Source organism: Bacillus cereus group sp. BceL220 (assembly GCF_051776965.1).
Taxonomy (GTDB): Bacteria; Bacillota; Bacilli; order Bacillales; family Bacillaceae_G; genus Bacillus_A; species Bacillus_A cereus.
The window spans coordinates 113,750-138,431 of sequence record NZ_JBPWBC010000012.1 but is presented as its reverse complement, the minus strand read 5'-3'; the positions used below and the strand labels follow the sequence as shown (position 1 = coordinate 138,431).

The following is a 24,682-nucleotide window of genomic DNA, read 5'->3' as shown; positions in this document are numbered from 1 at the left end:
GAATTATATGGATAATGTAAAAATTCAAGAACTTTTAAATGTTATTGTTAATAATTGGAGAAAACGGGATTCTGACGTTCAAGATAAACTTAACAGAATCTTTAATGGGAGAAAACCGAAAAGGGTATTGTGTGATTTAAATAAGTCTATAAGATTATCGACATTAAAAGATAAAGATAAAAATAAAGCTACATTAATAATTGTTCTCGCTTTACTTAGAAGAAATTTGGATTGTACAGAAGAAATAAATTTTTATCTCAAACAATATGGTATGATTAATCTTCTTTATGGAGGATTAATTCAATTTTTAAACGGTAAATCTGATTCATTTAAAATTGAAAGTGAATGGGACATAGAAGATACTGATAACAATTATGAATTTATATTTAGATCCCCTGGACCAAAACATTGGACTTTTAAAGAATTAATATCTGCAGCGTCAATATTACAGGAAAATAATTTAGATAAATTTGAAAATCTATTATTAAAAGACAAAACAAATTTATTGTTACTGAATTACACTAATAGTTTCTGTCGTTTTGAACCAACTGAAAGGTTGATCGTTACTTTATTAAAAGATGAAAATAGTGCCTTAAGACGTAGTATAGGACTATTTGTAATATTATCCCCAATTAAACGGATAAGTGATAACGAAAATAATTCTACAAGGGAACATCGTACCATTGTATCTAAGGAAATAGAATTTGTACATAAAATTTTAAGTGATTTAAAACCTTCTATCCAAGCAGAATTGTTAGTGAATTATTTTTTATATAATAAAAGAAATAAATATTACATATTTTTAGCGAAATTAATGGTTAACCCTTTATTAAAAGAGGATTTAATTAAAGAAATTCACTCCAAAAAAGTAAGAAACCTAGAAGATATGTTCATCCTTCTATTTGTTATTAGAAATACTAGAGTTAGAAATTCTAATAATATAAAATTCAAAAGTTCTTTATATAAAGTAATTACAGATAAAATTCAATCGTTTATAGAAAAAGGTATTGGTATTTACTTCTGGGATGTTCAAACAGAAAACCAATTCAAAAATATATGTAGTTTGTTACCTAAAAAAGATAAGGTTAATATAAAACGTTTTATCCAAAAAGAAAATAGCAAACTCATGGTTTCGAGATTAGATGAGTTAATCCGACCAGGGATTTTTTTGGAAGATACTAGAAAATCGGAGATACTTAATGGAATGGATAAAGTTATTACAACAGAACTTAGTAAGTATTAAAATTTAATGTTATGAGTTTTAATGTAAGGTGTTTAAAAGTAGTAATTGTTTCTATTAGAATGGTGTCGACGTGTTATTGGGAGAGTAATGTAAAAGTGTTGCGTATTTAATATTTTTACTGTCAATTTTTGAATAAAATTCATTAACACTTTAACTAATTTAACTAGAATTGAATATTAAGCTGTAAAAAAAATGAGCTTTTGCGTCCTCTTTTTTTGTAGCTTGACAAAATTGACTCATTTTCATAAGGAGCGGATAATATAGTCTTGGTGGCGGTACAGAAGGATATAATGGCTCGAACACTAAAAGAATTACACAAAAAGTACTATTGTTTGGCACTTTAGCCACAACTTATTTTTGAATTAAAAATAGTCATAAACGAAAGGGTGCACTAAGCAATAGATTGGAATTAAAGTGTTTTTTTCGTATTTATATATGTTGTATTGGATGATACTTTTTTATGAACAAAAAGGCTATTGAAAAGGGTTCTGATATTCATATCAGAACCCTTTTCAATATGTGTAATTATTTCACTGCCTCTTTTAATTCTTTTCCAGCTTTAAAAGCAGGTGCTTTTGAAGCCGCGATTTGCATTTCTTCACCTGTTTGTGGGTTACGTCCTGTACGTGCAGATCTTTCACGTACTTCAAATGTACCAAAACCAAGAATCTGTACTTTCTCTTCATTTGCTAGCGCATTTGTTACTGTATCTAATAACGCTTGTGTTGCTGCTGCAGCATCTTTTTGTGTAAGTTCAGCTTTTTCTGCTACTACTTTTGTTAATTCTGTTTTATTCATTTTCTGCACCTCTTAATATGTAATTAGGTGACTATTATAACGTGTGTGTATTCATGATGCAATTATACTGTACATAGAGTTATAACAAGAGCTAGAGGACAATGTTTGTGTAAAAGGCATAAGAAGGATATTAATTATCGCTTTAAACTCTGTTCATATTTCTTTACATCTTCCATAGTTTTAAATATTAATACATCAAAAATTCCTTTTTCATCCCCACATACGACAACAAAACCATCTGTTGCTTCCAGAACTCTACCGACGCCACCATCTGTAAGTGAAATATTGGTGAGATGTTTTACGTTCAGTTTTTCTTCTTTTTGAATGTAAGTAGTTATGGGTGTTCCTACAGGAAATGCGTCTTTGATCTCTTTTGTTGTATATGTGCCATCATCTATTGATTGAGTTTTAGTTGTAATAGAATTAGTTTGAGTGGCACATCCTGTTGAACATATTAAAAGAATTCCTGTAATAATACTTACACAAGCTGTTTTGACCATTCGCAAAATCCTCCTATAACTGTTCATATTGTCAACCCATCTAGGGTAACAAATTATATATACGAAGTTTGTTGGTTTATGCGAGTCGTAAATTAACAAAGATACAGGTATTTTGCCAGAATATGTTTCAAACAAAAGAAAAGACACCCAAAGGTGCCTTCCTGCGACTGGAACCATCGTAATATGGTATTTGCCAACCTGATTATTTTTTACCACATTAAGTAATTTTGGTTGTTGAGAAATATAATTCAAATTTATATTTTGTTTATTTTTGCTTCGTTAGATTTTTTGTAGTGGATTCTTCAATCTGTTCAGATTTAAGTTTAATTTCAGGGGTTATTACTATCTTGCTACCCTGGTGCACACAATCCGGGTATTTGTTGCACAAGAACTAAAAAAGTAATTAAATGTAAAAAAGTTAAAAATCGAAACGTATGTTATTATTATATTGAGAATTATAAATTAAAGGTGACATCTGGAAGGGAATAGTTATAAATGAAAAAATAAAGGGGAAGTTATCTTTTAGCATTGATATTATAGGTTGTATCCTTTGCATTATAATGCTTATTATAAGTCTTGTTAATTTTAGAACATGGGTACACCCATTTTTATTCCTTATCTTCGGACTAACTTTCTTCATTAATATAGTAAATACCCGTAAGAGAAAAGGGCGTAATACAAATTAAAATAAAATTGTATCCGTATAACCAAAAAACGCTATTCTTTTTGTAGAAATATACAGAGAGGATGGAAATTTTTATAAATTTTTTGTTTTAAGATGAACTCCAATGATTTGCTAAGGGATTATATCAATATTTTCCTCCTTCACTTTTAGAATAGCTTGCTAAAGGGGGAGATTTTGTTTAAAGAAAGGGAGCTTTTGCGATGTTACCTAATTATATAAAAATAGCTCATGAGATAGCCAAAAAAGCCCATGCTGGACAAGTAGATAAAGCGGGTGTGGATTATATCAAACACCCTGAGGCAGTTGCTAGCTTTGTAAATACGGCCGAAGAGAAAGCTACTGCTTATTTGCATGACGTTCTGGAAGATACTGAGATAACCGCTAATGATTTATTAAGTGCTGGTATACCCCATAACGTAGTTGAGGCGGTGCAGGTACTGACAAAAGAGAAATACACGCCTTATTTTGAGTATCTGAGCAGAGTGAAAGAAAATTCTCTTGCCCGTACAGTTAAACTTGCAGACTTAAAACATAATTCTGATCGCTCAAGACTTGCTAGGATAACAGATAAAGACCTAAAACGATTGGAGAAGTATCGCAAAGCGATTCAGTTTTTAGGGGAATAAAAGAAACAGCAACTTCTTTAGTTGCAATTTCCTAGAATACTAATTGTATAAAGAAATTACTTCGTGCAAAAGTTTTAAATAATTTAGTTCGCGTTCCCAAGTTCTATCTGCTTCATGTTCTCTTCTTTTTTACCCTCTAATTATCCGAAAAGTTAAATAATATCATTTTAGGATGCGATAGAGTCAGAAGGCGTATCCTTAAAAATAGTTTAAACTGTTGATACGTCAATATTATTAGAAAGATAGGTGATTATATGATTCGTGAAGCTGAGCCAAAGGACAGTAATGTAATTGGAAATCTATATAAGAAATTAGCACCCCATAGTAAAAACATTAAGATTTTACCAGAAAGAATTGAGCAAATAAGAAAGGATTCTAATAATTTTTTGTTTGTTTATGAGGAAAATTGTAACGTTATAGGAAGTATTTTTATGACTTTTTGTTTGGATCCTGGATATCAATTTAGACCATATACCGTTTTAGAGTATGTGGTTGTAAATGAAGATTTTCGAGGCAAAGGAATAGGGAGGAAATTATTGGAGCATGTAGAGCAGATGTCAATTGCAAGGGAATCTACAAGAATTATCTTATTAAGTAGTGCAACTAGAACAGAAGCACATAAATTTTTCGATAAAAATGGTTATAATGGAACTATAAGTAAGGGGTTTAAGAAGTATATACCTATTAATTAAGTTTAATGAATAAGAATCATTCGTAGCTATATGGATTTGAGAAGATGATTTTTTTCTACATCATTTGTGATATAATACGCTCCCAAAACACTTTTCATTTTTGGAATAAATACATGTATATATTTTCAATTTTATATATGTACGGAAAAGTTGTAGTTTTAATTGAAACTACAACTTTTAATTTTACTTTCACTTTTATAGGAGAGGGGAGATGAAGTGAGCTAAGGTAATGTTGTTTTAGTAGATTTGTTTTATTTTAAAATTTGTTAGAACGAAGGGGATAATTTGTTAAATACACTATGTTGTTCATTTCCTTCTTGATTCATACCTGCCTGATAAGATATAAATCCTTTATACGTTTTTCTTTTCCATTGCCATAAGCCATTAGTTTGATCGAATTCACCATAGTAATGATTGTAATCGAGTTTGTTTCCAGTGTTTTTATTAAAATTATTGCTAATAAAAATACGGCTATTACTCGCATAGATTTGGTTATTGGTAATTACATTGTTCCGGGTATCGTAATTTAATTCGATTTGGCCACTCTCTTGATCTTTTGTATCATTTTTATAAATCACATTGTTTGTAATCGTGTTATTTTCCGCATATCCTTGCTGACTATCATATCCACCAATTGCAATGCCACTCATAATATTATTGGATAGCGTATTCTCTCTAACGGTAATTTGGCTTGCGCTTTTTCCTGCATGTTCGCTAGCTACTTCAATACCGAGGTCGTTTTCATAGCTTTGATTTTGCTCAATGATAATTTCCTTCCCGCCATCCACGTAAATACCATCAGCTGAATATTCATTATAACTAGTATTATTGATGGATGAATTGTGATGGACAATGTTATTACGAACAACTCCATTTCGTGCCTGATCTAAAGAAGCTACTGGAGATACTTCTTCATGTCCAATCAGAACAATTCCAATGTTGTTGTTATCATGTACTTTGTTATTGGTAACTTCAAAGGAATCTACATTCCCATTCACAGCAATTGCTTCACTCAGTCCTAACTTCAAATTTGCTACTTCGTTATAATCGATGACAATATGATTTAAATTATTTTGAGCACTAGATGAAGTACCGTATACAGCAATGCCATGTGCATTTCCATTCTTTACATTCGCTTCAATGTGGTGGATATAATTATTTCTAATATCAATGTAACTTCCTGTTCCAGTGATATAAATACCAATAGGGGTTTCGTTAACTTTCGTTGATTTTAAATTGCGAAATTCTAATCCTATTACTTGAATATAGTTTTTGTCTTCTATTGTAAATAACCCATCATCTTCTAACTTGACTTTAGAACCATCGAGAATGACTTTTTCATCTTGATAATTTTGAAAAGTAATGGGTGCGCCTGAGGTACCAGAATGAGCGACACGAACTTTTTGGTTATAAACTCCGCCTCTTATGTAGATTGTACTTCCTTCTTTTGCGACATTAGCAGCTTTTTGAATGGTAGCGAAAGGGTGATCTAATGAACCGGGATTGAGGTCGCTCCCTGTTGAAGATACATAGTAATTTGCACCAGAAATTTCATTGTTATTGGATTCTGCAAAGGTAGAGGTAGGGAGTGTGAAAATTAACATACTGAAAGAAAGTATAAAGATAAAAAGCGATTTTTTTAATAAGGGAAGTAAGGTTTGATATTTCATTATGATCCTCCTTCTTTATTAAGCATTCCTTCTCAACTATATAATTCAAACTGACGATTTATATCTTGTACTAATAAAAAAAGACCCAGTAATGTATTCTGGATTAAGAAACATCAACTCCTATGGTCTACGTCTTCTATTTGAAACTAAATTTTTAATAATTCATGGTTTTTCGTATAAAATCAAATCATATATACGTGTACTTAAAGAAATATGGATATTAAAATCGGTAGACGAGGGAATGAGGGATACTGATACTAATTTTAAGGGAAGTTATTCAAAATATATTTTCTATTCAATTAAATCTTCCCTGTGTATCGTGTTAACTGTTGTACTAATTGGATTGGTAAGATTAACAGATAATTATTTAAAGTGGGGGTAGTTCAATAAATCTGAAATTAACATTGTTTAATATAAGTGTTCTAAAAATTTTATCAAGTTTTAATATTCGGAAAATCATTTATATAAACAAGTATGTTATGGTAACCTTTAATAAAAGGGGGTAGCGTATATGAATGTTGAAATTATTTCTAAAGAAGAAATCACAAAATTATTAAACGACTGGTATCAAGCTATAATTTCACAACGTGTATTACAGTCTAATAAAATAAAAGAAGAGATTGCAGATAAAATCAATAATATTAAGGAAGACCAAACAATATTAGTCTACTATGCTTTATTGAATGCACGGTATAATCTGCTAATTCGTGATATGGATAGTTCAAAGGATATTTTGGATAAAATTGAGCCATTACAAGAGCCTACAGAAACATTTTTAGAGTACTATCATCATTTATTTAAAGCAATTTATGCTACTAATACAGCAAACCATAGTGAAGCAAGAATGCAATTTGAAGAAGCTGAAAAGTATTTAGAGTACATGCATGATGAAATCGAAAAAGCTGAATTTAATTATTGGCTTGCAGTTCATTACTATCACATATTGAAACCAATCCTAGCAGTTCAATTTGCTACGAAGGCAAATGAAGTATTTTCAATTAATCCAGGGTATGAATTAAAAACTGCTGCTTGTTTGAATACTTTAGGGATGGCACACACTCGCTTAAGTGATTTCGAAAGTGCAGAAGAATATTTACTTTCAGCATTGGGTACTTTCCAAAAATCTAATGACGAAAGTCTTACTAAACGTGTAAAGCACAATTTAGGACTTTTATATGCAAGTCAAAACATGTCAGAGTTAGCAATTAAGCATTTAGAGGAATCACTAGAAAACAACGCTAAAACGATGTTTCTTTTAGCAAGAGAACATTTTAAGTTAGGTCATAATCATAATGCTAATGAATATATTGAGAATGGCTATAAGATTAGTGACTTATGTTATCGTCATCATTTTCAAATTTTAAAAGCAGTACATAACAATGCACCACAAGAAGAATTAGAAAAGGTGGTCATGGAAGGTATTTCGTATTTTGAAAAAGAAGAATTATATGATTGGGTAAAAGAATATGCTTATCTTTTAGGTAATATATTCTATGGTTCAGAAAATCACGAAAAAGCCAGCAAGTATTTACACATCGCTTTAGATGCAGACAAAAAGAGTATAGAAAGAAGGGCGCTAAAATGAAAAAAGCAATCTTATTAATGATGATGTTATCCGCTGTTTTTACTTTTGGTCTTACTAATGTAAAAGACGTATCACAAAATGAAACTATTGAAGTGTTTATGGATCATGGAGAGCATATTTAATTATCTAAAAAAAGAGGGAGCTGCGAGCACCCTCTTTTTTAATTATGACCATATTAATTTAGAAATAACATAAGTAGCAGTAGGAATGAAAAATATAAGAGATAATGTTCCATAGTGCCAAATGCGGTCTCATTTACATTCTTAAATACCAAACCATACATTCTTCTTTAAACCCCATGCTTTTAAGGGGGGAGTTGCGGCTAGAACGATTGAACCGCTTCTATTTACATCACCGACTACTGCTAATTTTGTATGCATAGGGTCTAATCCCATTTTGATGCAACTTACTGAAGCGTAAAAACTTCATAGAACTACACATAAGATGATTTTATTGGTTAGGATTGAATAGTCATACACTGTGATTGCCTCTTCATAAAAGGGCGTATGTTCTTTTATAAAGGGGGATTTTAAATATAATGAAAAAAGCATCTTTTAAATGCAAAAAACTTCTCTATTATATTATAATTACTAAATGTTGTTAAGTATGATTTTGAAAAGAGTGAAAATAATGGTAATGTATCCAATCAGTATTACATTGTTAATCTTTATTCCTATAAGAACAATGGGTATCAAGAACTAAAGGAGACTTTAGAATTTGGAAATCGAGATACTGATAAAAATGAATGGATGCATATTGAGATATATCCTGATGAAGTATTGATGCGTATAAATACTTTTGGGGGAAGAAAACATAGTAAGAAGATTAATATGAACCGTGATTTGACTAATGAAGCATTAATTTTAGAAGCTATAGGGATATTTACAAATTACTGGGGACGATTTATATCTTGTATCAATAAAAATATTAACTTGGAATTCTGGGGCACATTAATGACTAGTTAAACCGTTAAACATTTGCTTGGACCTTTAATGAGCAATAGTGAAGTATTCTTACTTCTAATACTAAAAGCTACTACCGGGTAATTTTACTTGATTTATACATTGTAAGTACTAAGGGTGATTAATATTAATAGAAAAAACTCTTATAATAAATTTTGACTTATGTGTAAAGTAGTTAGAGGTACTTGAGTCTAGAGATTATATCATCACATATAAATTTTTAACTAATAATAATATTTATATATTAAAAAATTTTATTTTTTGTATATAATGTAATTATAATTAATTTATACTATTTTATTTTTTGCAAAATGAGAGGGAAATATGAAAAGAAGTGATTATTTTTACAGTGGAATTTCAAAAAGAGAATTAAAATTAGAAATTGAAAGGTTACTAATTAAGCATAAAGTGCAAGTAACAAACCTTGGCATTGAAAATATGGAGATAGAAGATTTAAAGTTATTAAATGCTTTTATTAAATCAAAAGCAGAACAAGTAAAAGCGACACAACTATATACTTCAAAACTTGCATTTGGATTAGGAATTTTGACACTTATGATGAAAGGGATATTAGATTTCAATCAAATTTTTGGTATTTTTATAGTATTCGTAATATTTGTTTCGATGTCCGTCTGCTTCAATAAAGATGAAAAGGTTTTTAGAAAAAAAGTTCAAGGATTGTATTATCTTTCAAATTTATTAGATTTATATATCAAAGAGAGGGAAGATAATCGTTAAACTAGGAAATAGAAAGTAGCTATTTACATGAAGATAAAAACAATGGATTAGCTAGTCTGGATAGTAACATGGGAGCATCTAAGTAATAGGACGAGCAAACAATAAATTATCTAAAAATATTTATTAAGTAAAAAAAGACTGGATGATATAAAAACGGGTGAGATTATTTGGAGAAATAATTATATAGTCGTATAGTGACATGGTTTTCTTAATTTTAGGAGACTTGAAATAATATTTAAGGAAGAGATCTTACATATTTATATAAAGGAGATAGGGTATTTTGGAAAACTTATACCATGTAGTGAAAAATTTTTTTAGAACATTATTCCTTACAAAAAATGGTGAGATCGATTTTAGTGCTATATTAGTAATAGGGTTTTTAATTGTAATCACTTGGATTGTTAAACAAGGATTTAGAAGTATTAAAGCAATTCAAAATACTACTAGAAAAGATCAAGTAAGGATGATGCTATTTTTTAGCGTATATACAATTGCTGTAATTTCTATGCCGTTTCTTGATTCGGCGAGTGCAGGGATAGTATCAATAATAACTTCTATATCTGTAACTGTAATAATTACATATATGCAAGGGGCATCAAGTAAAGGTTCTCAAAAGCAAGTTATAGAGGATTTACAGGAACATAATAATAGTATAAAAGTAGAATATGAGGAGAAACTAAAAAGATTAGAAAATAAATTACACCGATTAGAAAATAAGTTGGATAGTATGGAATATAATCAAAAAAAAGCATTGTTAAAAATGGATAATGTCAATAATAACCTGATAGATAATCAAGAAAAAACCTTAAAATTAATAGGACAAATCAAAAGAGTTAACAAATTTAATAATAAATCATTGAGAAGAAAAGCAAGGAATAAATAATATTTATTCCTTGCTTTTCTTCATATTGTAAATCAATATTGCAGTAAAGATGTGTCTATATATCTATTATTTATTATATTTGAATTTTATTATAAAAAATCAAAAAACAGAAGTTTAGATTAATTAAATTTTTAACATGTTATATGGTTGATAAGGTAATTATCGTGATACGATTACTTTAAAGAATTAATATATACAAGGGAGAGTAAACATGCCTATCTATAACAAATTAGTAAGAGATACTATTTTAGAAATTATCAAAGCTGAGGGTTTAAACTACAACGCAAGAATACTTACACCTGATGAGCTACTAGTAGAAATAAAAGAAAAAATGATTGAGGAAGCACATGAATTTAAGGAAGCTGTTGAAAAAAAAGAAGCGGTTGAAGAACTTGCGGATATTTTGGAATTAATTCATGCATCATTAGGGGCTTATGGTGTAGATTTTGAAGAGTTAGAGGGTATTCGTCAGAAGAAAAAAGAAAAACGAGGTGGTTTTGAGAAGGCTATTTATCTTATTGATGTAGAAGACTAATAATTATAAGGGGTAATTGTATGAATAATTTTCTTGAGAATGACCAGTCATTAGAATCTAACTTTCGATCAGTTTACTTATTTGGTAGAAATGTAGCTACTTATAAGTTTGCTTTTGCAAAGACACTATTAGAGCTAGGGAATTGTGATAAGAGTTTTATAAGTCTTGAGGAGTTGTCACCCATATTTGCTAAGCATATGCTAGAGCATATAGGAAATGGAAAAAGGCAAATTACTAGTGCGTCATCCAAGTTTATTAATGCGTTAGAATTGTACAATGAACAGAAAATTACATGGGAACAACTATTACAGGTTACAGAAAGAGTTGGATTTAATAATGTAATAGATGCTTTCCATAATATTCCGAATGGGGAGCTTAATACATTATTTTATGAAAAGTCTGTTCAGGGTAAAACGTTAGGTATTACATTAACTGATAATATCTATATCTTAAATGAAAGTGAACAACGAGCGAATTTGTTCAATGAAATCGAGGGTAGATGGAACTTAGTTGAAAGTGCTTGGACGGAAAGAAATCCAAAGTTAGAAGTTAGATTTGATAGCGAGCTTGAACAGTTCTTTTTTTTGAAGTCAGTTACCCCAGAAAGGTATTTACACTCTCATGAACGTGTAAATTTAACCTCTGTAAGAAAACCATTAAATGGGTATCAAAAAGGAAAATGTTTTTATTGTTATAGAAGTATTTCTATTCAAAGTGGTCAACAAAATACCTGCGATGTAGATCATTTTATACCGCTCTCTGTGCAATATTTATCAGCTGAAGACATGGATTTGAATGGTGTATGGAATCTAGTATTAACTTGTCAAGAATGTAATAGGGGCGAACATAATGGTAAATTTGCTAGAGTACCGCAGGAATCTCTGTTAGAACGGCTAAATAAACGGAATGAATATCTAATTGAAAGTAACCATCCTCTTAAAGAAACAATTATCATGAAAACAGGAAAAAATAGTAAGATAAGAGCGGGTTTTTTAAAAACAATTTTTGATTATGCATCTTCTATTAAAGGTTCTGGATGGATGCCTAAACAATATTACGATATTGGATTTTAGGATATAAAAATAAGTGAACTTATACATATTAAGTGAAAATTAGTTTTTTGTTTTCTTTAGAATAGATTGTTGATTTTTTCCACTACCGAAAAATAACTTGGCTAGAATCATTTTCAATAGTATGTTGTGCCAATCTAAACTGTAAGTTAATAAGGAGAAGAAATATGAAACGAGGTATAAAATTTTTACCCAAAAGGCTCTTAATAGAGTTCAATAATGCAGCGAAAAGAGAAAAAAGAAACCAATATATTGAGCCATCCATCTTAGCTTCTTGCCCTGATGGATATAATTTCCCTATTGAGTATCTAATGATACATAATGTTGTTGATGAAGTTAGAACTCGAGTGTATTTGGGACCAGAAATTGGTTTTGCTTTATTAGATATGTCAAGGGATCGTTTTTCAACGATTCCAATAGCTGTATGTGATCAAAATGGTGACATTAAATTTCCTACAGAATCTGAAATTCGTAAAAAAATGCCTTACAATGGAAAAGAATGGATCGAAACGAAATATAAGAAAGTTTATAGGGGGAATCAGAAAGCTTTTCGTAAAAAAGTATTAGCTGCGTATGAGAATCAATGTGCGGTTTGTGGCCAATCTAATCCTATTTTTTTACGTGCAGCTCATATTAAAGATGCTGCAAAAGGAGGAGAGGAAGTCATTGAAAATGGCATTTGTTTATGTACGAATCATGAAATAGCATTTGACCGTGGAGACTTGAAAATCTGTGAAGATGGAACTATTCTTTTTAATTATGAAGACTCTAGTATAAACAGAGAAAAAATTAGATTGCCAATACAGCAAAAAGAGTGGCCTTCGAAGGAATTATTGAAGTGGAAGTTTGATAAAATTAAAAATTGATACAATACCCATTCTACTGTGGACTGTATTATAGGTGAAGAAAAATAAGAAATTGGAATTTTAAATAATGGTTTGTGATGATATAAAATATGGTAGGAATATATGCGGATAGTAGTGTAAATATTTCTTTTATTATGATAGACAATTAGAAATAAGAAAGCCGCGATTCTAAAATTGCGGCTTTCTTTAGTCATATAGAGTTTTTTTCTATATTAATTGTGATTTTAGTCCTGCGATTCTTAGGGACTTTTTTGGGTTCAGACGTTATCTCTGTTTTAACTAATTTTTTACACTCCATATAAAGTTTCGAAGAAGAATCATATACGTAAAATATTTTTTCGCTTGATTCTAATTCATTGTAGAAGACTAATCTATTCTCATCCATCTGATAGTCGTATTTTAAGTTATCTATCTCTCTAAATGTTTCCTCAGTAATGGGACAAATATCATATTCATATTTGGTAGCTTTAGCTATAGTAATTTTGTGAAGTGTAAAGAAATAAAATAAGCTGAATAGAAAAGCAACAAGTGGCATATTCCATAAGAAATCTAAATACTTTTCATTTACAATATATTCCCATGAAGCTGAGGAGAAAAATAATATACTAGTTAATACATGAAAAATAAATAAATTGAAATGCCATTTGGTTTTAATAATTCTTTTAAATAATTTTATTGGTATGAGTGTGATAGAAAAATATATAAATAAAGAGAAACATATTAGGGCATTTAAAATGAATAAGCTAGAATTACGATATTCATGTAAAGCTGGATAAAGAAGAATGCCATAAATAAAATACACAATGGTTCCCATAAGTATACCGATGGTATAAAACCAAAATTTTAGTTTAAATTGATTAGATTTATCTTTAAAATAATTATCAAGCGGGCTTGTGGTTATTACATTAATAAATTGATTAATAATGTATATGAAAGCAGCTGTAATTGCACCTAGAATTGCCACGATGACTGGGGAAAACTTACTTATGGTTTCAATAGATAATTCGCTAAACATACCACTTTTTCACTCCTTTAACTTTTTATCAATATAATATATTATAACAATTATTATATTTAACCGGTAGCGGTGTTCGGTAATTATCAATATTTTAAATTTTATGTTATTAATTTCATTTGGTATTAAATGAAAAATGAATGTAAAAAGCAAGACATAATAACACTGTTTCTTTATAATGTAGTCTCTTCGATTCAAGAAAATAATAAACTTTTCCGATATAGTGTCATATTTTTATGTGGGTGAAGCGAAATAGAGTTTCTTGTTGTAGACAGTTATAGACACAAAATTCTTAATAATTTTGACTCAATAAAATTACAATGAAATGACTAAATGAAGTTTTTGTAGAATTGTTCTTTTGAAGTGAAAAACTTCTAAAGAGTGAACACAAAATGTATAAAAACAATAAAGCCTAAAATAAAGAACAGGAAGAAATTCAAGAATAGAAGATATTATCTTGGTATGTTACATGCTTAATAATTAAATGCAGAATTTGAATTTATAAAATTAATTCTTTATTTATAATTAAAAACCTAAAACTGATATTCAAACATGATGTCTTAGATATTTTAGAAACAAGTCAAACAAATAAAACATTAGATTTCAAAATAAAAATTAATGAAAGCATACAAATATTTATAGCTTTTGTAAGTTTAATAGAGGAGTAATGAATCTGATTCAGTATAAATCAAGCGTTAGTAAATCAGGAATAGTTTAAGCTTTATTACCAATTATTTTGGACATTGATTTTAAAGATTGATCTTTTCTTTATAATAATAAAGAATTGGTCTTCTAATAAGGATATATTTTCCTGGTTAGTGTATGATAAATAGGATATTATAGCGAATTATTTTATAAAAAGATATTGTATTTAAAAGGAAAGGAGAGGGAATAATGGGTTTCTTAGATGATATTTTCGGTAAAAAAAAGTTAGTAAAAGAAATAGAACAATTCCAAGAAAAAATAAAAATTTTAGAAAGAGAGCTTAAGGAAAAAAATAATTCATTAAAAAATTTATGTGCAAGTAATGAAATGTTAAAAGAAGAGAAAAAATTATTAGATAAAACATTAGATAGAAGGATAGCAGAGCTTGAACACGCTAAAGATTCTATTAATACCAAAATAAAAGAATCAGAGCATGCTGAAAAAGTTATGAATCTTTATCAAGGTATTTATGGAGAACTAGAGTATGATGAAGGGAAAGAGCAACATGTTCTTTCTGAGTATGATGAAGATAAAGGTTTTTTTGATTTTTTAAGGCCTAAAAATGATAATAATGATTTTAATAATGAGCAAATTGAGGCTATTAGATATGATATGGAGAAGAACCTTAGAATTATTGCGGGTGCTGGTAGTGGAAAAACACAGACAATTTGTGCGAAAACTGCCTATTTAATAATGATGAAGAATGTCCCTGAAGAAAAAATAGCCATGATTACATTCACGAAAAAGGCATCTGAAGAGATGAAAGAAAGGGTGAATTTTTTCTTAGGAGAGGAAAAATCTAAAGTAGCAGTTGGCACCTTTCATAGCTTTTTTATACGCTTGTATAATGAGTTGAAAAAGCAATTTCCATATGTAGAACATATGGGCATTATTGGAGATAATCCAGATGAGAAGAAGTATAAGGCGGAATTAGAAGACTTAATTAAAGATTATAAACTAAAAAAATTAGATGAAAATGCTGGAGAGAAAAATTTATTTGAAAAAATAAGTTATTGGACGAATATGGGGTTCTCTATAGAGATGATGACGAAATATATAGAAAAGCACTTTAATATACTTGAACCAACAAGTGATGAAACATTAAGTCAAAGATTTCAAAAGATGATGCGGGAATTTTATGATAAACGAAAAAGTAATAGAATTGTCGTTTTTGACGATTACATGTCAAATTTGCTTCATGTTTTAAAAGATGATATCCAAGCGCGTGAATATGTACAAAAAAGATTTCAGTATATATTCATTGATGAGTTTCAAGATACTAATCCTCTTCAAATGGATATCATTAAACTTATTTGCCCACCGGATTTAAAGGACGGTGCTAAATTAATCATTGTTGGTGATGATGACCAGAGTATCTATTATTTTAGAGGCGCAGAGCCAAAATACATAAAAGATTTCGACCAAATGTATGAAACCCAAACTCTTAAACTTATGACAAATTATCGTTCTACTTCAAAAATAGTTCAAGCTGGGAATCGGGTAATTGCATTTAATGAGAACAATAGGATAAAAAAATCAATGAAACCTTTTCATAAAAATGAGGGTGATTGCTATATTCGAAGTTTACCTACTCCAGAGGAAGAAGCTGAATGGATTATAGATCAATCTCAGTATATTGGTTTATCAGGAAATAAAGCTGTCCCAGATTATAGAGAAAGTGTAATCTTATATCGTTCTACTTCCCAAATTAAAACATTACTCCATAAACTGGAGGTTAATAATATCCCTTTTGTAATAGAAACTAATGAAGACTTAATGGGTATTTTTAGCTTGAATGCATTTAAAAGGGCATATAGATATTGGAAAGCTTTTTTAATATCTAATGAAGATAGTGATAAATTAACTCGGTGGAACCAAATAATTTCAGAAACTTCATATGCATTCTACAAGAAAAAACAAGAAGTTGTTAACTTTATTGGAGATAGTTCATCATATATAAATCCACAAAAAATTGCTGATTTTATTTGTGGAAATAAATCTTTGGATAGAAAAAAAGAGATTATTGATTACTTTGAGGGGTTAGTAAGATTAAAAAATAAGAAGTCAGTATCTATGGAAATTATTATTAAAAATTTTTTGGGATTTCCACTCATTAGAAACCAGTTAACAAAAGATGAAATAAAATGGATAGAAAAAGAAACAGAACAGTTTCAATCATGGGAAGGTATGGTCAAAAGGTATCAAGAGTTAAACCAAAAAAAAGAAGAGATGAAGAAAAAGTTAGATGAATACCATAAAGGTACATTTAATGCAATTTACCTATTAACTATACATAAGAGTAAAGGATTATCATTTAAAAATGTATTTTTAATAGGGTTATATGATGAAGGATTACCAAGTAACAAAGCAACAAAAGTTACTCCAGAAATAATTCAAGAATCTATAGAAAAGGCTGAGCCCCCGACTACTATAGAAGAAGAAAGACGCTTAATGTACGGTGCGAAACGTTGGTTTGAAATCGTTTAACGAGGGATAAACCACATTATAAATTTTTATAATGATAACTGATATTGCGAGACCACAGTAGGAAACCTTAAAAAAATCCTATGATAAGATGGCTGCTAATACTCCCACATGCATAACTGGTAACGGTTTTGTATGAAGCTGGGTGAAGACGCATTGAGTAGCCCTAACAGATAAAGCTGAGGAAAGGTTAAACATTACTGCGAAAGTAATGCGGGCAGGGAGCTATATATGGTTAGTATTCAACATAGTTGATGACGAACTACTGAATGTACACCTCGAAAAGCTTTATATAGAAATGTATAAAATAAAAAAATTCACTCCAAAGAAATTATCGTACAGATTTTGATGGATAAAGCTAATGGGTTGCTTTAGTTTAAATAACGTGAATTCGGGGTAAAGGTAGAACCTAAGTATAGTTATTTACCTAGCAATATCGGAACGTTTGAAGTCTCTAACGCCTAGTAATAATCTGGTAAAAAGGGTTGTGAGTAGAGATGGCAGTAGAGATGTAGTACCAATGAAACCATGATAATAAGTGGTGGAGGGAAGGTCTCAAGTCTTTTTATATAACAGTTGTAAAGAATATATAAGAAGATGGAGCGCCGTATGCGATGAAAGTCGCACGTACGGTGCGGGGTGGGGGAAAACTTGGAGATTAATTCAAAGGGTTACCTATCACCATTTGCTGTAACTCGTCCAAAGAAGAATCTATATATTACATTCCCAGCAACAATTAATGGGAAACCTTCTAAAAGATCGAGATTTTTAAAAGAGATTAATCTCCCTATTCAACAAGGTGAATAGGGAAAGTTAAGTACAAGAAAGTGATTTTCTGGATCAATATAATATATCTAATGAGATTTTCAAATAATTAATAAAAGAAGATAAACTTTTTTATTCTGATGAAGGAGCGCGTTATTAAATAAAATTAATATATTTTAAGAAATTGTAGGTAATTTTTTTATCGGATAGTCAATAATCAATTTTTTGTACAATTGTTGATAAAATATATGTTCACAGAAAATTCCCATTCAAATGGTTTTATTTACATATATTTCATGTTATCTTGCTAGTAGGGTAATAAATCACTATTGTTATTTAAATCATTTATAAAGGGAGGAGTTAATATTATGAAACTTCGTTATGCTCTTGTAACGTCGGTTGCTTTTCTAAGTATTTTAGGTATCGGAACCACAGATTCACAGGCTTCCACTGATTTTAATAGGGAAGACCAGAAAAAATTAACACAAACTCTCAACATTAGGGATTATACAGTTACTTTACCAACATTTTTTAGTGGATATCAACTTACTTATCATGAGCCAGGAATGACTTATCGTACTAGTAATGATCTGATAAAAGTTTCTTCTACTGGACAATTAACAACTTATTTTTCTACAACAGCAAAAGTGTATGTTTATAGAAATGGCGTATTAGATCATACAATCACAGTAATTGTTGGACAAGGTTAAAATTAATTGATGTATTCTATATTTCTTAACAGATAACTAGTAATTTTGATAAGTGTCCTATGAGAGAATATTTTATTCGTAAATCATAAAAATCATTAGTTTTTAGTTAATATTAGAATTAATTAAGAAATAATAGAAACGAAACATATTAACTGTAATTTTTTATTTGAAGGAAAATGCAGTGGTCTAAAATTTTCTTGATGACACAGAGCTTTACGATCTTTTCTGGAGAGACAAATGCTAGAGCATTATTATTTCCGATGGAAAAAGTTTTTGAAGCATATGTTGCTAGAAACCTAAAACAAGTATTAAGTGATTTGATGTGGGAAGTATCAATTCAGGATAAGGGGCACTATCTGTTTAATAGTCCTAAAAAGTTTGCATTACGACCGGATATTGTTATTAAGCGTGAAGATGGTAGTAGGGTGATATTAGACACGAAGTGGAAAGTGTTAATTGATAATCCAAGTAGAAATTATAGTATATCACAAGCTGATATGTATCAAATGTATGCTTACTCAAAGAAATATGAGGTATCAGAAATATGGCTATTATACCCGGTAAATGAGGGGATGAAGGCTACTGATATTAATTTTAAATCATATAAAGACGAGGTACTCGAATTAAAAGTAAAAGTTTTCTTAGTTGATTTAACCAATATTCAAGAAAGTCTTAGTGTGTTAAAGAGACAGTTAATAAAGGAAAAAGAATGCAGGGTTTAGATCTGCATTCTTTTTTTGAAATATTTTTAGAAACGCAGTGTTAAAACAACAAGGAGCATGTTCAACAAAAGCTTTTATATATAATAATGCTTTAATGAAAGGATTTTGACTCCAATGATCTAGTAATAATTAAATCTATATTGTGTTACTTGTATGCAAGGTAAATGTTTCAAATTTAAAAACATATTCATGTCCAGCTAAAAGTATTCTTACTTGCGTTGTTTTCCTTAATTGTATGTACAAGATTAAGGGATTCCAAAATACATCCAGTGTTTTTATAATTTATCTTTTGTTCTCAATGTTATTATTAATTTCTTTACTAATAATGTCCCTAGTCAATTTAGATAAAATAATGTTGTTCATTTGGTCTTCTCTAGGAATGAGTATTTGACGTAAATCCTCATTGCTCTGAAATAACTTACTATAAGAACTTTTTAACTGTTTAGTATATATGTCACTGTAAATTCTAGATTTAACGATAAGATTTTTAATATAATCTTTATGAAATTTATAAATTTCTTCTAATTGGAATAATTCAGCTTGATTTTCATATTGTTTAATTTCCCCTTCTGAAAGAGCAGTAAAATCTAATGTTATTTTGAAATCATCAGATTCACCAATAATGGCACTAAAATAATCATTCTTCTCTATTTTAGTTTTTGGTTTATTTACAAATTCACGCTTAAATGAAACATTTCCTTCAAACTGATGTATATAAGGATTTATATAATTTTTCAAGTCAACTTTAGTTGAGCCTTTAAGGTCTGAATTACACACTTTACAACAAGGAATTAAATTATAGATCGATATTGCTAAAAAAGGATATTCGGCCTTACAAAAGAAATGATCCAATACAGGTCTTGTCCTACCATTATCGTTCAAATGTGTAAAAATAAACTGACTATTACAATATGGACAAACTGAAATATTAACAGTTTGAACAAATGTATATGCCCACCATAAATCTGGATTTTTAACATTTCGGTCGGTAAAACGATCATATTCCTTTACAAAAATATTTTCTAAAGCTTTATTAATTTCCTTTTTTCTTTTAGTTTGTAATTTTGTAAGTCTTTCTTTAACAACAGTAGAGGTTATTTTCGTAGTAACTTTTTCTTTGAGCTTTTCTAGCTGTAATGGATCACCGATAACAAGTGTTTCGAAGTTTTGTAATAGAAATATAAGTATTTCTTTTAAATCTGTATCATTACAATGCTCAATTGTCTCATTTAACTTTGAATACAATGAAATTCTACTTTTGCTTACTCCTATTTCGGTTCCTTTACAATAAGCCAAATGCTTTTGAAGAATGAACTCATTTAAGTCAATTTTTATCATCTTTTAACGTCCTTAATTCATCAATTTGTTGTTGCAATCTTTCTATTTTTTCATTGATACTTAATACATCTAACTTTATTTTATCTTCAAAAATCTCTATGAGTTTTCTTTTTACAATCGGTTCTCCAATGATGTCAATTTGTTTTCTTATACGTGAACTATTGCTTTTCACTTTCTCAGGTGAAGAGTCTAATATTTCATCTACTAATGTATTAATTTTATTTTGGGCAAATTTACCAACCAATCCGTCATGCATAAAGTAGGAATTAGTCAATAAATCATGTATATTAGCTGCAAAAGTAAGTTGATTACCCTCTAAATTCTTTACTGTACGTATTTTTTTATTTTCATCTTTTTTGAGGAGAATGACATTACCACTTGGTAAGTCTGATAATATAAATGGTGAGTGGGTAGTTAGTATTATTTGAATATTTGTTTTTTGGAATAAGAATGAAATTATGTTGATGAAAGTAAATAACCAATCTTTTTGCCATTGAGGGTGAAAATATAAATCACCTTCATCTATTAGAATTAGTAAGTTATCTGAAACTTCATGTGTAATAGTATTAAATCTACTAAATAAAGTTAAAAAAGCATATTCACCACTACTTAATTCAGACCAATAAAATTCAAAAATAGGAATTTTAAAATCGCATCTTTGATATAAAGATAAAAAATCTAGTATATATGGATTATCACTTGAAAGATTCATTCCATATTCTATACTTAATGAAGGTAATAACTTTATAAGTTCTTTTATGGTAATATATTTATTTTTTGATGATTGAATGACAACATTTGTATTATTGTTAACAAATTCTATGTTTGCCTGATTTTTGTAAAAGTCATTTTTGAAGGTAGTTTCTAATTCTATTAAGAAACTATTAAAAAATTCTTCAAAACTATCAAAAGAATTCTGTTCAATCGTTTTTAGAAAAGTATTATTTAATGATAGGTATGGAAGATAATATTTTTCATGTATTCTGTTACTAATATAAAAATAAAAATAAGTATAAATAGACTCGGAAATATTAGCTAAAAAGGGATTATCTTTTATTTCTTTGCTTACTAAATTAGGTATAATTTCTTCTATAATGTTATTTTTTAATTTTTGATGTAGTTGCCCATAATGTTTCACAATTTGTTTGGGAGTAGTAATATTTAATTTAATTTTTTTTGGAATATTTATCATAGCATTAATCCCAAAATCATTTTCAACTTTTTTTACAAATAAAATTTGGTTGTAAATTTCATTTGTAAAGAAATTTTTATTTATATATAGACTGTTTGTAGATAGGTTGAAAACATCAAAATTGAAATTAAGAGCGTTAGGGTGTGCTGTTAAATCATAAACATTAGAAAAAAATGCTTTATCCCATCTAGTGGAATTGATATTTCCTTTGTTAAAAACTTGATTATAAGTTGTAATAGATTTTAGTTTATTAATTTTTTTTGAATCATAATGTAACTCACTTTCTAAACGATAATCATAAAAAAGACCTTTATCCGTTTCGTAAACAATAAAAAAATCAACCGCTTTTATTGGTAATTCGGTTATGATTTCTGGAATTAATTTTAAAAGTGTGGATTTTCCAGTGCCGTTTTCACCAACAATACCAGTAACATTTTTTATTCTGACATGATTATTTAAATCGTTATTGACATTGAAAAAATCTTTTATATAGTTTGGATTTCTTTCTATAATTAAATTGTTTTTGGTAATATTAAATAAAAATTCCCCACCGAAGTTTAAGGAAAGGTTACTTAGATTTTGATATTTTTTTACCCATAGATATAGTATTTGCATTATATTCTCCATTTCTGTTTTAAGATAATTTTGTCGTGAAAGAGTTACCTATAGATTTTTAGACATTTTTTATTATAAACGGGTTTAGATTATACTTACATTAACTTATAATATGTCTAATAGATTTTTAGGAATAGGAATAGTACGAGTTTTTATTGTATAATTCTTTAGAAATAAGCTTTCCTAAAAGGGATATAACACCATGTAATAAGAAGAGAAAAGACTACAAGATTTAAATCTGCACTCTTTTCTCTAGAGTATTAATAGTAGAGTATATATACAACAACAGCTATTTGAATATCATAATAAAGTGTCGAGTTACAATTAAGGATTAATCATTAACTTTTTTTTAGTTACTTATATGATAGAGTAGCTTTTTTTATTTCCATTAATTTAGATTTTAACATTTCGTCATGTGCATATAAATAAAGACCGTTTATGCCTCGTTTTAACAAGATATTAAGCGCATTTAAAATGATTTCTTCTTTTATTTTTGCAGCATTGGGGTGATTTCCTAATCCTTTAAATGCTTCGGTGTCTTTATAACTATCACTTAATATTACTAGTTTATTATTTTTTTCATCATAAGAGATAGATGGTCCCAATATTACACCCACATAGTTTAAGTCAAATCCTTGTACTGTATAAATTGAACCTACCTCATCAATTGAACTTCCATGTGGAGAAGTTTTCTCTCGTTGTGCCCATGTTGTAGAAGAATCGGTAAGGTTCCATGGTAGATCTAAGCCGCCAGTTGTAACATGATACATTCCACCATCTTTTTTATGTTCAAAATCAAATGTGGAAACAACTCTAGAAAGTCCCCATTTAGTATTTTGTTGTTGTATTTTTTTATGCATATCAGAAGCATGTTCAAAGATGTCAAAATCATAAGTGTTAGGGACATTTGGCATAGGCGTAATTTTCTTTTGAACTAAATTATCTAACCATGAAACTAATTCATCGCCAGCATGCATTCGCATTTGAGTAGAAAGCTTATACTTTTTAGGCTTATATTTTGATAGGACGGCGTTTAAGGTTTTAGTATCCCAATATGCCTTATTGCGGGTTACTTGCTTAGAATCAAATATAATAATAGTTACCTTAGCTCTTTTAATAATATCTTCTAGATGATTATGACCATGATATGAATTATAAGAATCTGAACTTGAAAGTAGTAGATGGGCTTCATCAACAAATACAATGTCAGCTTGTGTGCTCTCTTTTTCTAATGACATTTGATTAATAAAAGAAGTAGGTTTTAATATTTTATTCTTCTGCATAATTTTCACGTTAGAAGCTATGCTATGAAACGTTTTTAAGGCTTCATTATGGTTAATTAAAATATAATTGGAAGTATCATATAAATGTGAGTTTTTGTCTTCAGACATTTCTAACGTTTTATAATAAAGAGAACTTAAAACGACACTTTTACCAACCCCAGCACTACCTTCAATGAAAATTACTTTATGTTCGGTTTTGTTTTGGGTATTCATTTTAAAAAAGTGCTCTTCTAATTCATATACAACATCTTGGTATAATTCAAACTGTTCAGATGTGAGTTGTTTAAACGGAGATAGTTTAAAAATATCATTATTCTCAATTAAAAATAGATCCTTATTAACAATCTGTTCAGTATCTTTTAAAGTTTTCCAGATTGCTTGAAAAACTTCGTCATTATAAAAGTTTTTTTGAAAGTAGTTATGCACAACTGAAGATACTGTTTGACTAACATTTCTTAACGTGTAACGTTCATCACCTAAGAAATAATTGATTAACTTTGTTTCCAAGTTATACGTAGCGGATTGATTAAATCTTTCATGTTTAATAAGTGTTACATGCTTAAAATCATGTCTGTTTTTAGCATTAGAAGTATTATGCCTATTTAGTCTATGCGTGTGTAATCTATTAAAAACATTTACTGTTTCACCAATATAAGCTTCCTTCTCCTTATGTAGGATATAAATGATGGGGTAGTCATTAAAATCCTTATAATCTGTTTTAATTTTATCAATTTCTTCTTTTGTGAAAGGGATAGTTTTAATAGTTAATCCTTCCATGAATATGCCTCCTATTTTTAGATACTAATCCCTTAGATTCAAAGTGGAAAACTTCACTGCTAAATCTTGCTTAAATAATATGGCTTTGAAATACTTAGAAAAAGGTTTAAAGGATTTTAAATTATGTAACTTCACTTTAATTGTATAATCTAAAAAACAAATATACAATTAAAGTATTATTTATTGGTACAATTATAGAAGAATTTAAAGGCAATATTTATTG

Annotated in this window: 21 protein-coding genes and 1 pseudogene; 14 read left to right on the top strand and 8 right to left on the bottom strand. The window is 29.0% G+C overall.

Features of this window, described 5'->3' with window-relative positions:
- Positions 1-7: 7 nt before the first annotated feature.
- Entirely contained in the window at positions 8-1,243 is a 1,236-nt protein-coding gene (locus tag ACS2FK_RS24305) for a hypothetical protein (protein ID WP_063549767.1), read from the top strand.
- Positions 1,244-1,768: 525 nt separating this feature from the next.
- Here ACS2FK_RS24305 and ACS2FK_RS24300 read toward each other — a convergent pair.
- Entirely contained in the window at positions 1,769-2,041 is a 273-nt protein-coding gene (locus ACS2FK_RS24300; protein ID WP_063549769.1) for an HU family DNA-binding protein, read from the bottom strand.
- A 134-nt stretch (positions 2,042-2,175) separates the two neighbouring features.
- Positions 2,176-2,541 carry a hypothetical protein gene (locus ACS2FK_RS24295; protein WP_063549771.1) on the bottom strand — a complete coding sequence of 122 codons (366 nt, stop codon included), beginning with the start codon at positions 2,539-2,541 and terminating at the stop codon, positions 2,176-2,178.
- Between the two features lie 885 nt (positions 2,542-3,426).
- Here ACS2FK_RS24295 and ACS2FK_RS24290 point away from each other — a divergent pair.
- Positions 3,427-3,852, top strand: a complete 426-nt coding sequence (locus ACS2FK_RS24290) for an HD domain-containing protein (RefSeq protein WP_063549773.1) — start codon at positions 3,427-3,429, stop codon at positions 3,850-3,852.
- 254 nt (positions 3,853-4,106) lie between these two features.
- Positions 4,107-4,544: a GNAT family N-acetyltransferase gene (locus ACS2FK_RS24285; protein ID WP_016090543.1), complete on the top strand. Its 438-nt coding sequence runs from the start codon at positions 4,107-4,109 to the stop codon at positions 4,542-4,544.
- A 266-nt stretch (positions 4,545-4,810) separates the two neighbouring features.
- On the opposite strand, the gene ACS2FK_RS24280 is transcribed toward ACS2FK_RS24285, so the two are convergent.
- Positions 4,811-6,214 (bottom strand): right-handed parallel beta-helix repeat-containing protein, encoded by a 1,404-nt coding sequence (locus ACS2FK_RS24280; RefSeq protein ID WP_063549775.1) that lies wholly within the window; start codon positions 6,212-6,214, stop codon positions 4,811-4,813.
- Between the two features lie 511 nt (positions 6,215-6,725).
- On the opposite strand from ACS2FK_RS24280, the gene ACS2FK_RS24275 reads away from it, so the two are divergent.
- Together ACS2FK_RS24275 and ACS2FK_RS24270 are read left to right on the top strand one after the other, a co-directional pair.
- Positions 6,726-7,799, top strand: a complete 1,074-nt coding sequence (locus ACS2FK_RS24275; RefSeq protein WP_063549777.1) for a Rap family tetratricopeptide repeat protein — start codon at positions 6,726-6,728, stop codon at positions 7,797-7,799.
- Positions 7,796-7,921 carry a hypothetical protein gene (locus tag ACS2FK_RS24270; RefSeq protein ID WP_000709205.1) on the top strand — a complete coding sequence of 42 codons (126 nt, stop codon included), beginning with the start codon at positions 7,796-7,798 and terminating at the stop codon, positions 7,919-7,921. The genes ACS2FK_RS24275 and ACS2FK_RS24270 overlap by 4 nt, the downstream gene beginning before the upstream one ends.
- Before the next feature lie 162 nt (positions 7,922-8,083).
- Here the strand turns inward: ACS2FK_RS24270 and ACS2FK_RS24265 are convergent.
- Positions 8,084-8,278, bottom strand: a pseudogene (locus ACS2FK_RS24265) (DNA repair protein); the annotation flags it as partial.
- A gap of 807 nt (positions 8,279-9,085) precedes the next feature.
- Between ACS2FK_RS24265 and ACS2FK_RS24260 the strand changes: the two are divergent.
- The 5 genes from ACS2FK_RS24260 to ACS2FK_RS24240 all read left to right on the top strand — a co-directional run bounded on the left by ACS2FK_RS24260 (position 9,086) and on the right by ACS2FK_RS24240 (position 12,853).
- The gene (locus ACS2FK_RS24260) at positions 9,086-9,499 is read left to right on the top strand and encodes a hypothetical protein (protein WP_063549781.1); all 414 of its coding nucleotides are present in this window, start codon (positions 9,086-9,088) and stop codon (positions 9,497-9,499) included.
- 280 nt (positions 9,500-9,779) lie between these two features.
- Positions 9,780-10,382 (top strand): hypothetical protein, encoded by a 603-nt coding sequence (locus ACS2FK_RS24255; protein ID WP_063549783.1) that lies wholly within the window; start codon positions 9,780-9,782, stop codon positions 10,380-10,382.
- Between the two features lie 211 nt (positions 10,383-10,593).
- Entirely contained in the window at positions 10,594-10,917 is a 324-nt protein-coding gene (locus tag ACS2FK_RS24250; protein ID WP_063549785.1) for a nucleoside triphosphate pyrophosphohydrolase, read from the top strand.
- A 20-nt stretch (positions 10,918-10,937) separates the two neighbouring features.
- Positions 10,938-11,990, top strand: coding sequence for an HNH endonuclease domain-containing protein (locus ACS2FK_RS24245; protein ID WP_063549787.1), 1,053 nt, complete (start codon positions 10,938-10,940; stop codon positions 11,988-11,990).
- 164 nt (positions 11,991-12,154) lie between these two features.
- Positions 12,155-12,853, top strand: coding sequence for an HNH endonuclease (locus ACS2FK_RS24240; RefSeq protein WP_063549789.1), 699 nt, complete (start codon positions 12,155-12,157; stop codon positions 12,851-12,853).
- Between the two features lie 190 nt (positions 12,854-13,043).
- On the opposite strand, the gene ACS2FK_RS24235 is transcribed toward ACS2FK_RS24240, so the two are convergent.
- Positions 13,044-13,868 carry a hypothetical protein gene (locus ACS2FK_RS24235; protein WP_063549791.1) on the bottom strand — a complete coding sequence of 275 codons (825 nt, stop codon included), beginning with the start codon at positions 13,866-13,868 and terminating at the stop codon, positions 13,044-13,046.
- Between the two features lie 894 nt (positions 13,869-14,762).
- Between ACS2FK_RS24235 and ACS2FK_RS24230 the strand changes: the two genes are divergently transcribed.
- The 4 genes from ACS2FK_RS24230 to ACS2FK_RS24215 all read left to right on the top strand — a co-directional run bounded on the left by ACS2FK_RS24230 (position 14,763) and on the right by ACS2FK_RS24215 (position 19,254).
- The gene (locus ACS2FK_RS24230) at positions 14,763-17,060 is read left to right on the top strand and encodes an ATP-dependent helicase (RefSeq protein ID WP_230387377.1); all 2,298 of its coding nucleotides are present in this window, start codon (positions 14,763-14,765) and stop codon (positions 17,058-17,060) included.
- Positions 17,061-17,708: 648 nt separating this feature from the next.
- On the top strand, positions 17,709-17,864 hold the full coding sequence (locus ACS2FK_RS24225; protein WP_153580446.1) for a hypothetical protein: 156 nt from the start codon (positions 17,709-17,711) through the stop codon (positions 17,862-17,864).
- 326 nt (positions 17,865-18,190) lie between these two features.
- Positions 18,191-18,532 carry a hypothetical protein gene (locus ACS2FK_RS24220; RefSeq protein ID WP_063549793.1) on the top strand — a complete coding sequence of 114 codons (342 nt, stop codon included), beginning with the start codon at positions 18,191-18,193 and terminating at the stop codon, positions 18,530-18,532.
- A gap of 176 nt (positions 18,533-18,708) precedes the next feature.
- The gene (locus tag ACS2FK_RS24215; RefSeq protein WP_230387376.1) at positions 18,709-19,254 is read left to right on the top strand and encodes an McrC family protein; all 546 of its coding nucleotides are present in this window, start codon (positions 18,709-18,711) and stop codon (positions 19,252-19,254) included.
- A 282-nt stretch (positions 19,255-19,536) separates the two neighbouring features.
- On the opposite strand, the gene ACS2FK_RS24210 is transcribed toward ACS2FK_RS24215, so the two are convergent.
- From ACS2FK_RS24210 to ACS2FK_RS24200, 3 genes are all read right to left on the bottom strand, one after another.
- A complete protein-coding gene (locus tag ACS2FK_RS24210; protein WP_063549795.1) occupies positions 19,537-20,592 on the bottom strand; it encodes a hypothetical protein in 1,056 nt (351 codons plus the stop codon).
- The gene (locus ACS2FK_RS24205) at positions 20,579-22,399 is read right to left on the bottom strand and encodes an AAA family ATPase (protein ID WP_230387375.1); all 1,821 of its coding nucleotides are present in this window, start codon (positions 22,397-22,399) and stop codon (positions 20,579-20,581) included. The genes ACS2FK_RS24210 and ACS2FK_RS24205 overlap by 14 nt, the downstream gene beginning before the upstream one ends.
- A 353-nt stretch (positions 22,400-22,752) precedes the next feature.
- Complete coding sequence (locus ACS2FK_RS24200; RefSeq protein ID WP_063549799.1) at positions 22,753-24,459, bottom strand: DUF2075 domain-containing protein; 1,707 nt, start codon at positions 24,457-24,459, stop codon at positions 22,753-22,755.
- Between the last annotated feature and the right edge of the window lie 223 nt (positions 24,460-24,682).

What these genes read in the sequence shown, in the direction of transcription:
- ACS2FK_RS24305 (WP_063549767.1), top strand. Translation starts at nt 8, where the DNA reads ATGGATAATGTAAAAATTCAAGAACTTTTAAATGTTATTGTTAATAAT.
- ACS2FK_RS24300 (WP_063549769.1), bottom strand. Translation starts at nt 2,041, where the DNA reads ATGAATAAAACAGAATTAACAAAAGTAGTAGCAGAAAAAGCTGAACTT.
- ACS2FK_RS24295 (WP_063549771.1), bottom strand. Translation starts at nt 2,541, where the DNA reads ATGGTCAAAACAGCTTGTGTAAGTATTATTACAGGAATTCTTTTAATA.
- ACS2FK_RS24290 (WP_063549773.1), top strand. Translation starts at nt 3,427, where the DNA reads ATGTTACCTAATTATATAAAAATAGCTCATGAGATAGCCAAAAAAGCC.
- ACS2FK_RS24285 (WP_016090543.1), top strand. Translation starts at nt 4,107, where the DNA reads ATGATTCGTGAAGCTGAGCCAAAGGACAGTAATGTAATTGGAAATCTA.
- ACS2FK_RS24280 (WP_063549775.1), bottom strand. Translation starts at nt 6,214, where the DNA reads ATGAAATATCAAACCTTACTTCCCTTATTAAAAAAATCGCTTTTTATC.
- ACS2FK_RS24275 (WP_063549777.1), top strand. Translation starts at nt 6,726, where the DNA reads ATGAATGTTGAAATTATTTCTAAAGAAGAAATCACAAAATTATTAAAC.
- ACS2FK_RS24270 (WP_000709205.1), top strand. Translation starts at nt 7,796, where the DNA reads ATGAAAAAAGCAATCTTATTAATGATGATGTTATCCGCTGTTTTTACT.
- ACS2FK_RS24260 (WP_063549781.1), top strand. Translation starts at nt 9,086, where the DNA reads ATGAAAAGAAGTGATTATTTTTACAGTGGAATTTCAAAAAGAGAATTA.
- ACS2FK_RS24250 (WP_063549785.1), top strand. Translation starts at nt 10,594, where the DNA reads ATGCCTATCTATAACAAATTAGTAAGAGATACTATTTTAGAAATTATC.
- ACS2FK_RS24245 (WP_063549787.1), top strand. Translation starts at nt 10,938, where the DNA reads ATGAATAATTTTCTTGAGAATGACCAGTCATTAGAATCTAACTTTCGA.
- ACS2FK_RS24240 (WP_063549789.1), top strand. Translation starts at nt 12,155, where the DNA reads ATGAAACGAGGTATAAAATTTTTACCCAAAAGGCTCTTAATAGAGTTC.
- ACS2FK_RS24235 (WP_063549791.1), bottom strand. Translation starts at nt 13,868, where the DNA reads ATGTTTAGCGAATTATCTATTGAAACCATAAGTAAGTTTTCCCCAGTC.
- ACS2FK_RS24230 (WP_230387377.1), top strand. Translation starts at nt 14,763, where the DNA reads ATGGGTTTCTTAGATGATATTTTCGGTAAAAAAAAGTTAGTAAAAGAA.
- ACS2FK_RS24220 (WP_063549793.1), top strand. Translation starts at nt 18,191, where the DNA reads ATGAAACTTCGTTATGCTCTTGTAACGTCGGTTGCTTTTCTAAGTATT.
- ACS2FK_RS24215 (WP_230387376.1), top strand. Translation starts at nt 18,709, where the DNA reads ATGCAGTGGTCTAAAATTTTCTTGATGACACAGAGCTTTACGATCTTT.
- ACS2FK_RS24210 (WP_063549795.1), bottom strand. Translation starts at nt 20,592, where the DNA reads ATGATAAAAATTGACTTAAATGAGTTCATTCTTCAAAAGCATTTGGCT.
- ACS2FK_RS24205 (WP_230387375.1), bottom strand. Translation starts at nt 22,399, where the DNA reads ATGCAAATACTATATCTATGGGTAAAAAAATATCAAAATCTAAGTAAC.
- ACS2FK_RS24200 (WP_063549799.1), bottom strand. Translation starts at nt 24,459, where the DNA reads ATGGAAGGATTAACTATTAAAACTATCCCTTTCACAAAAGAAGAAATT.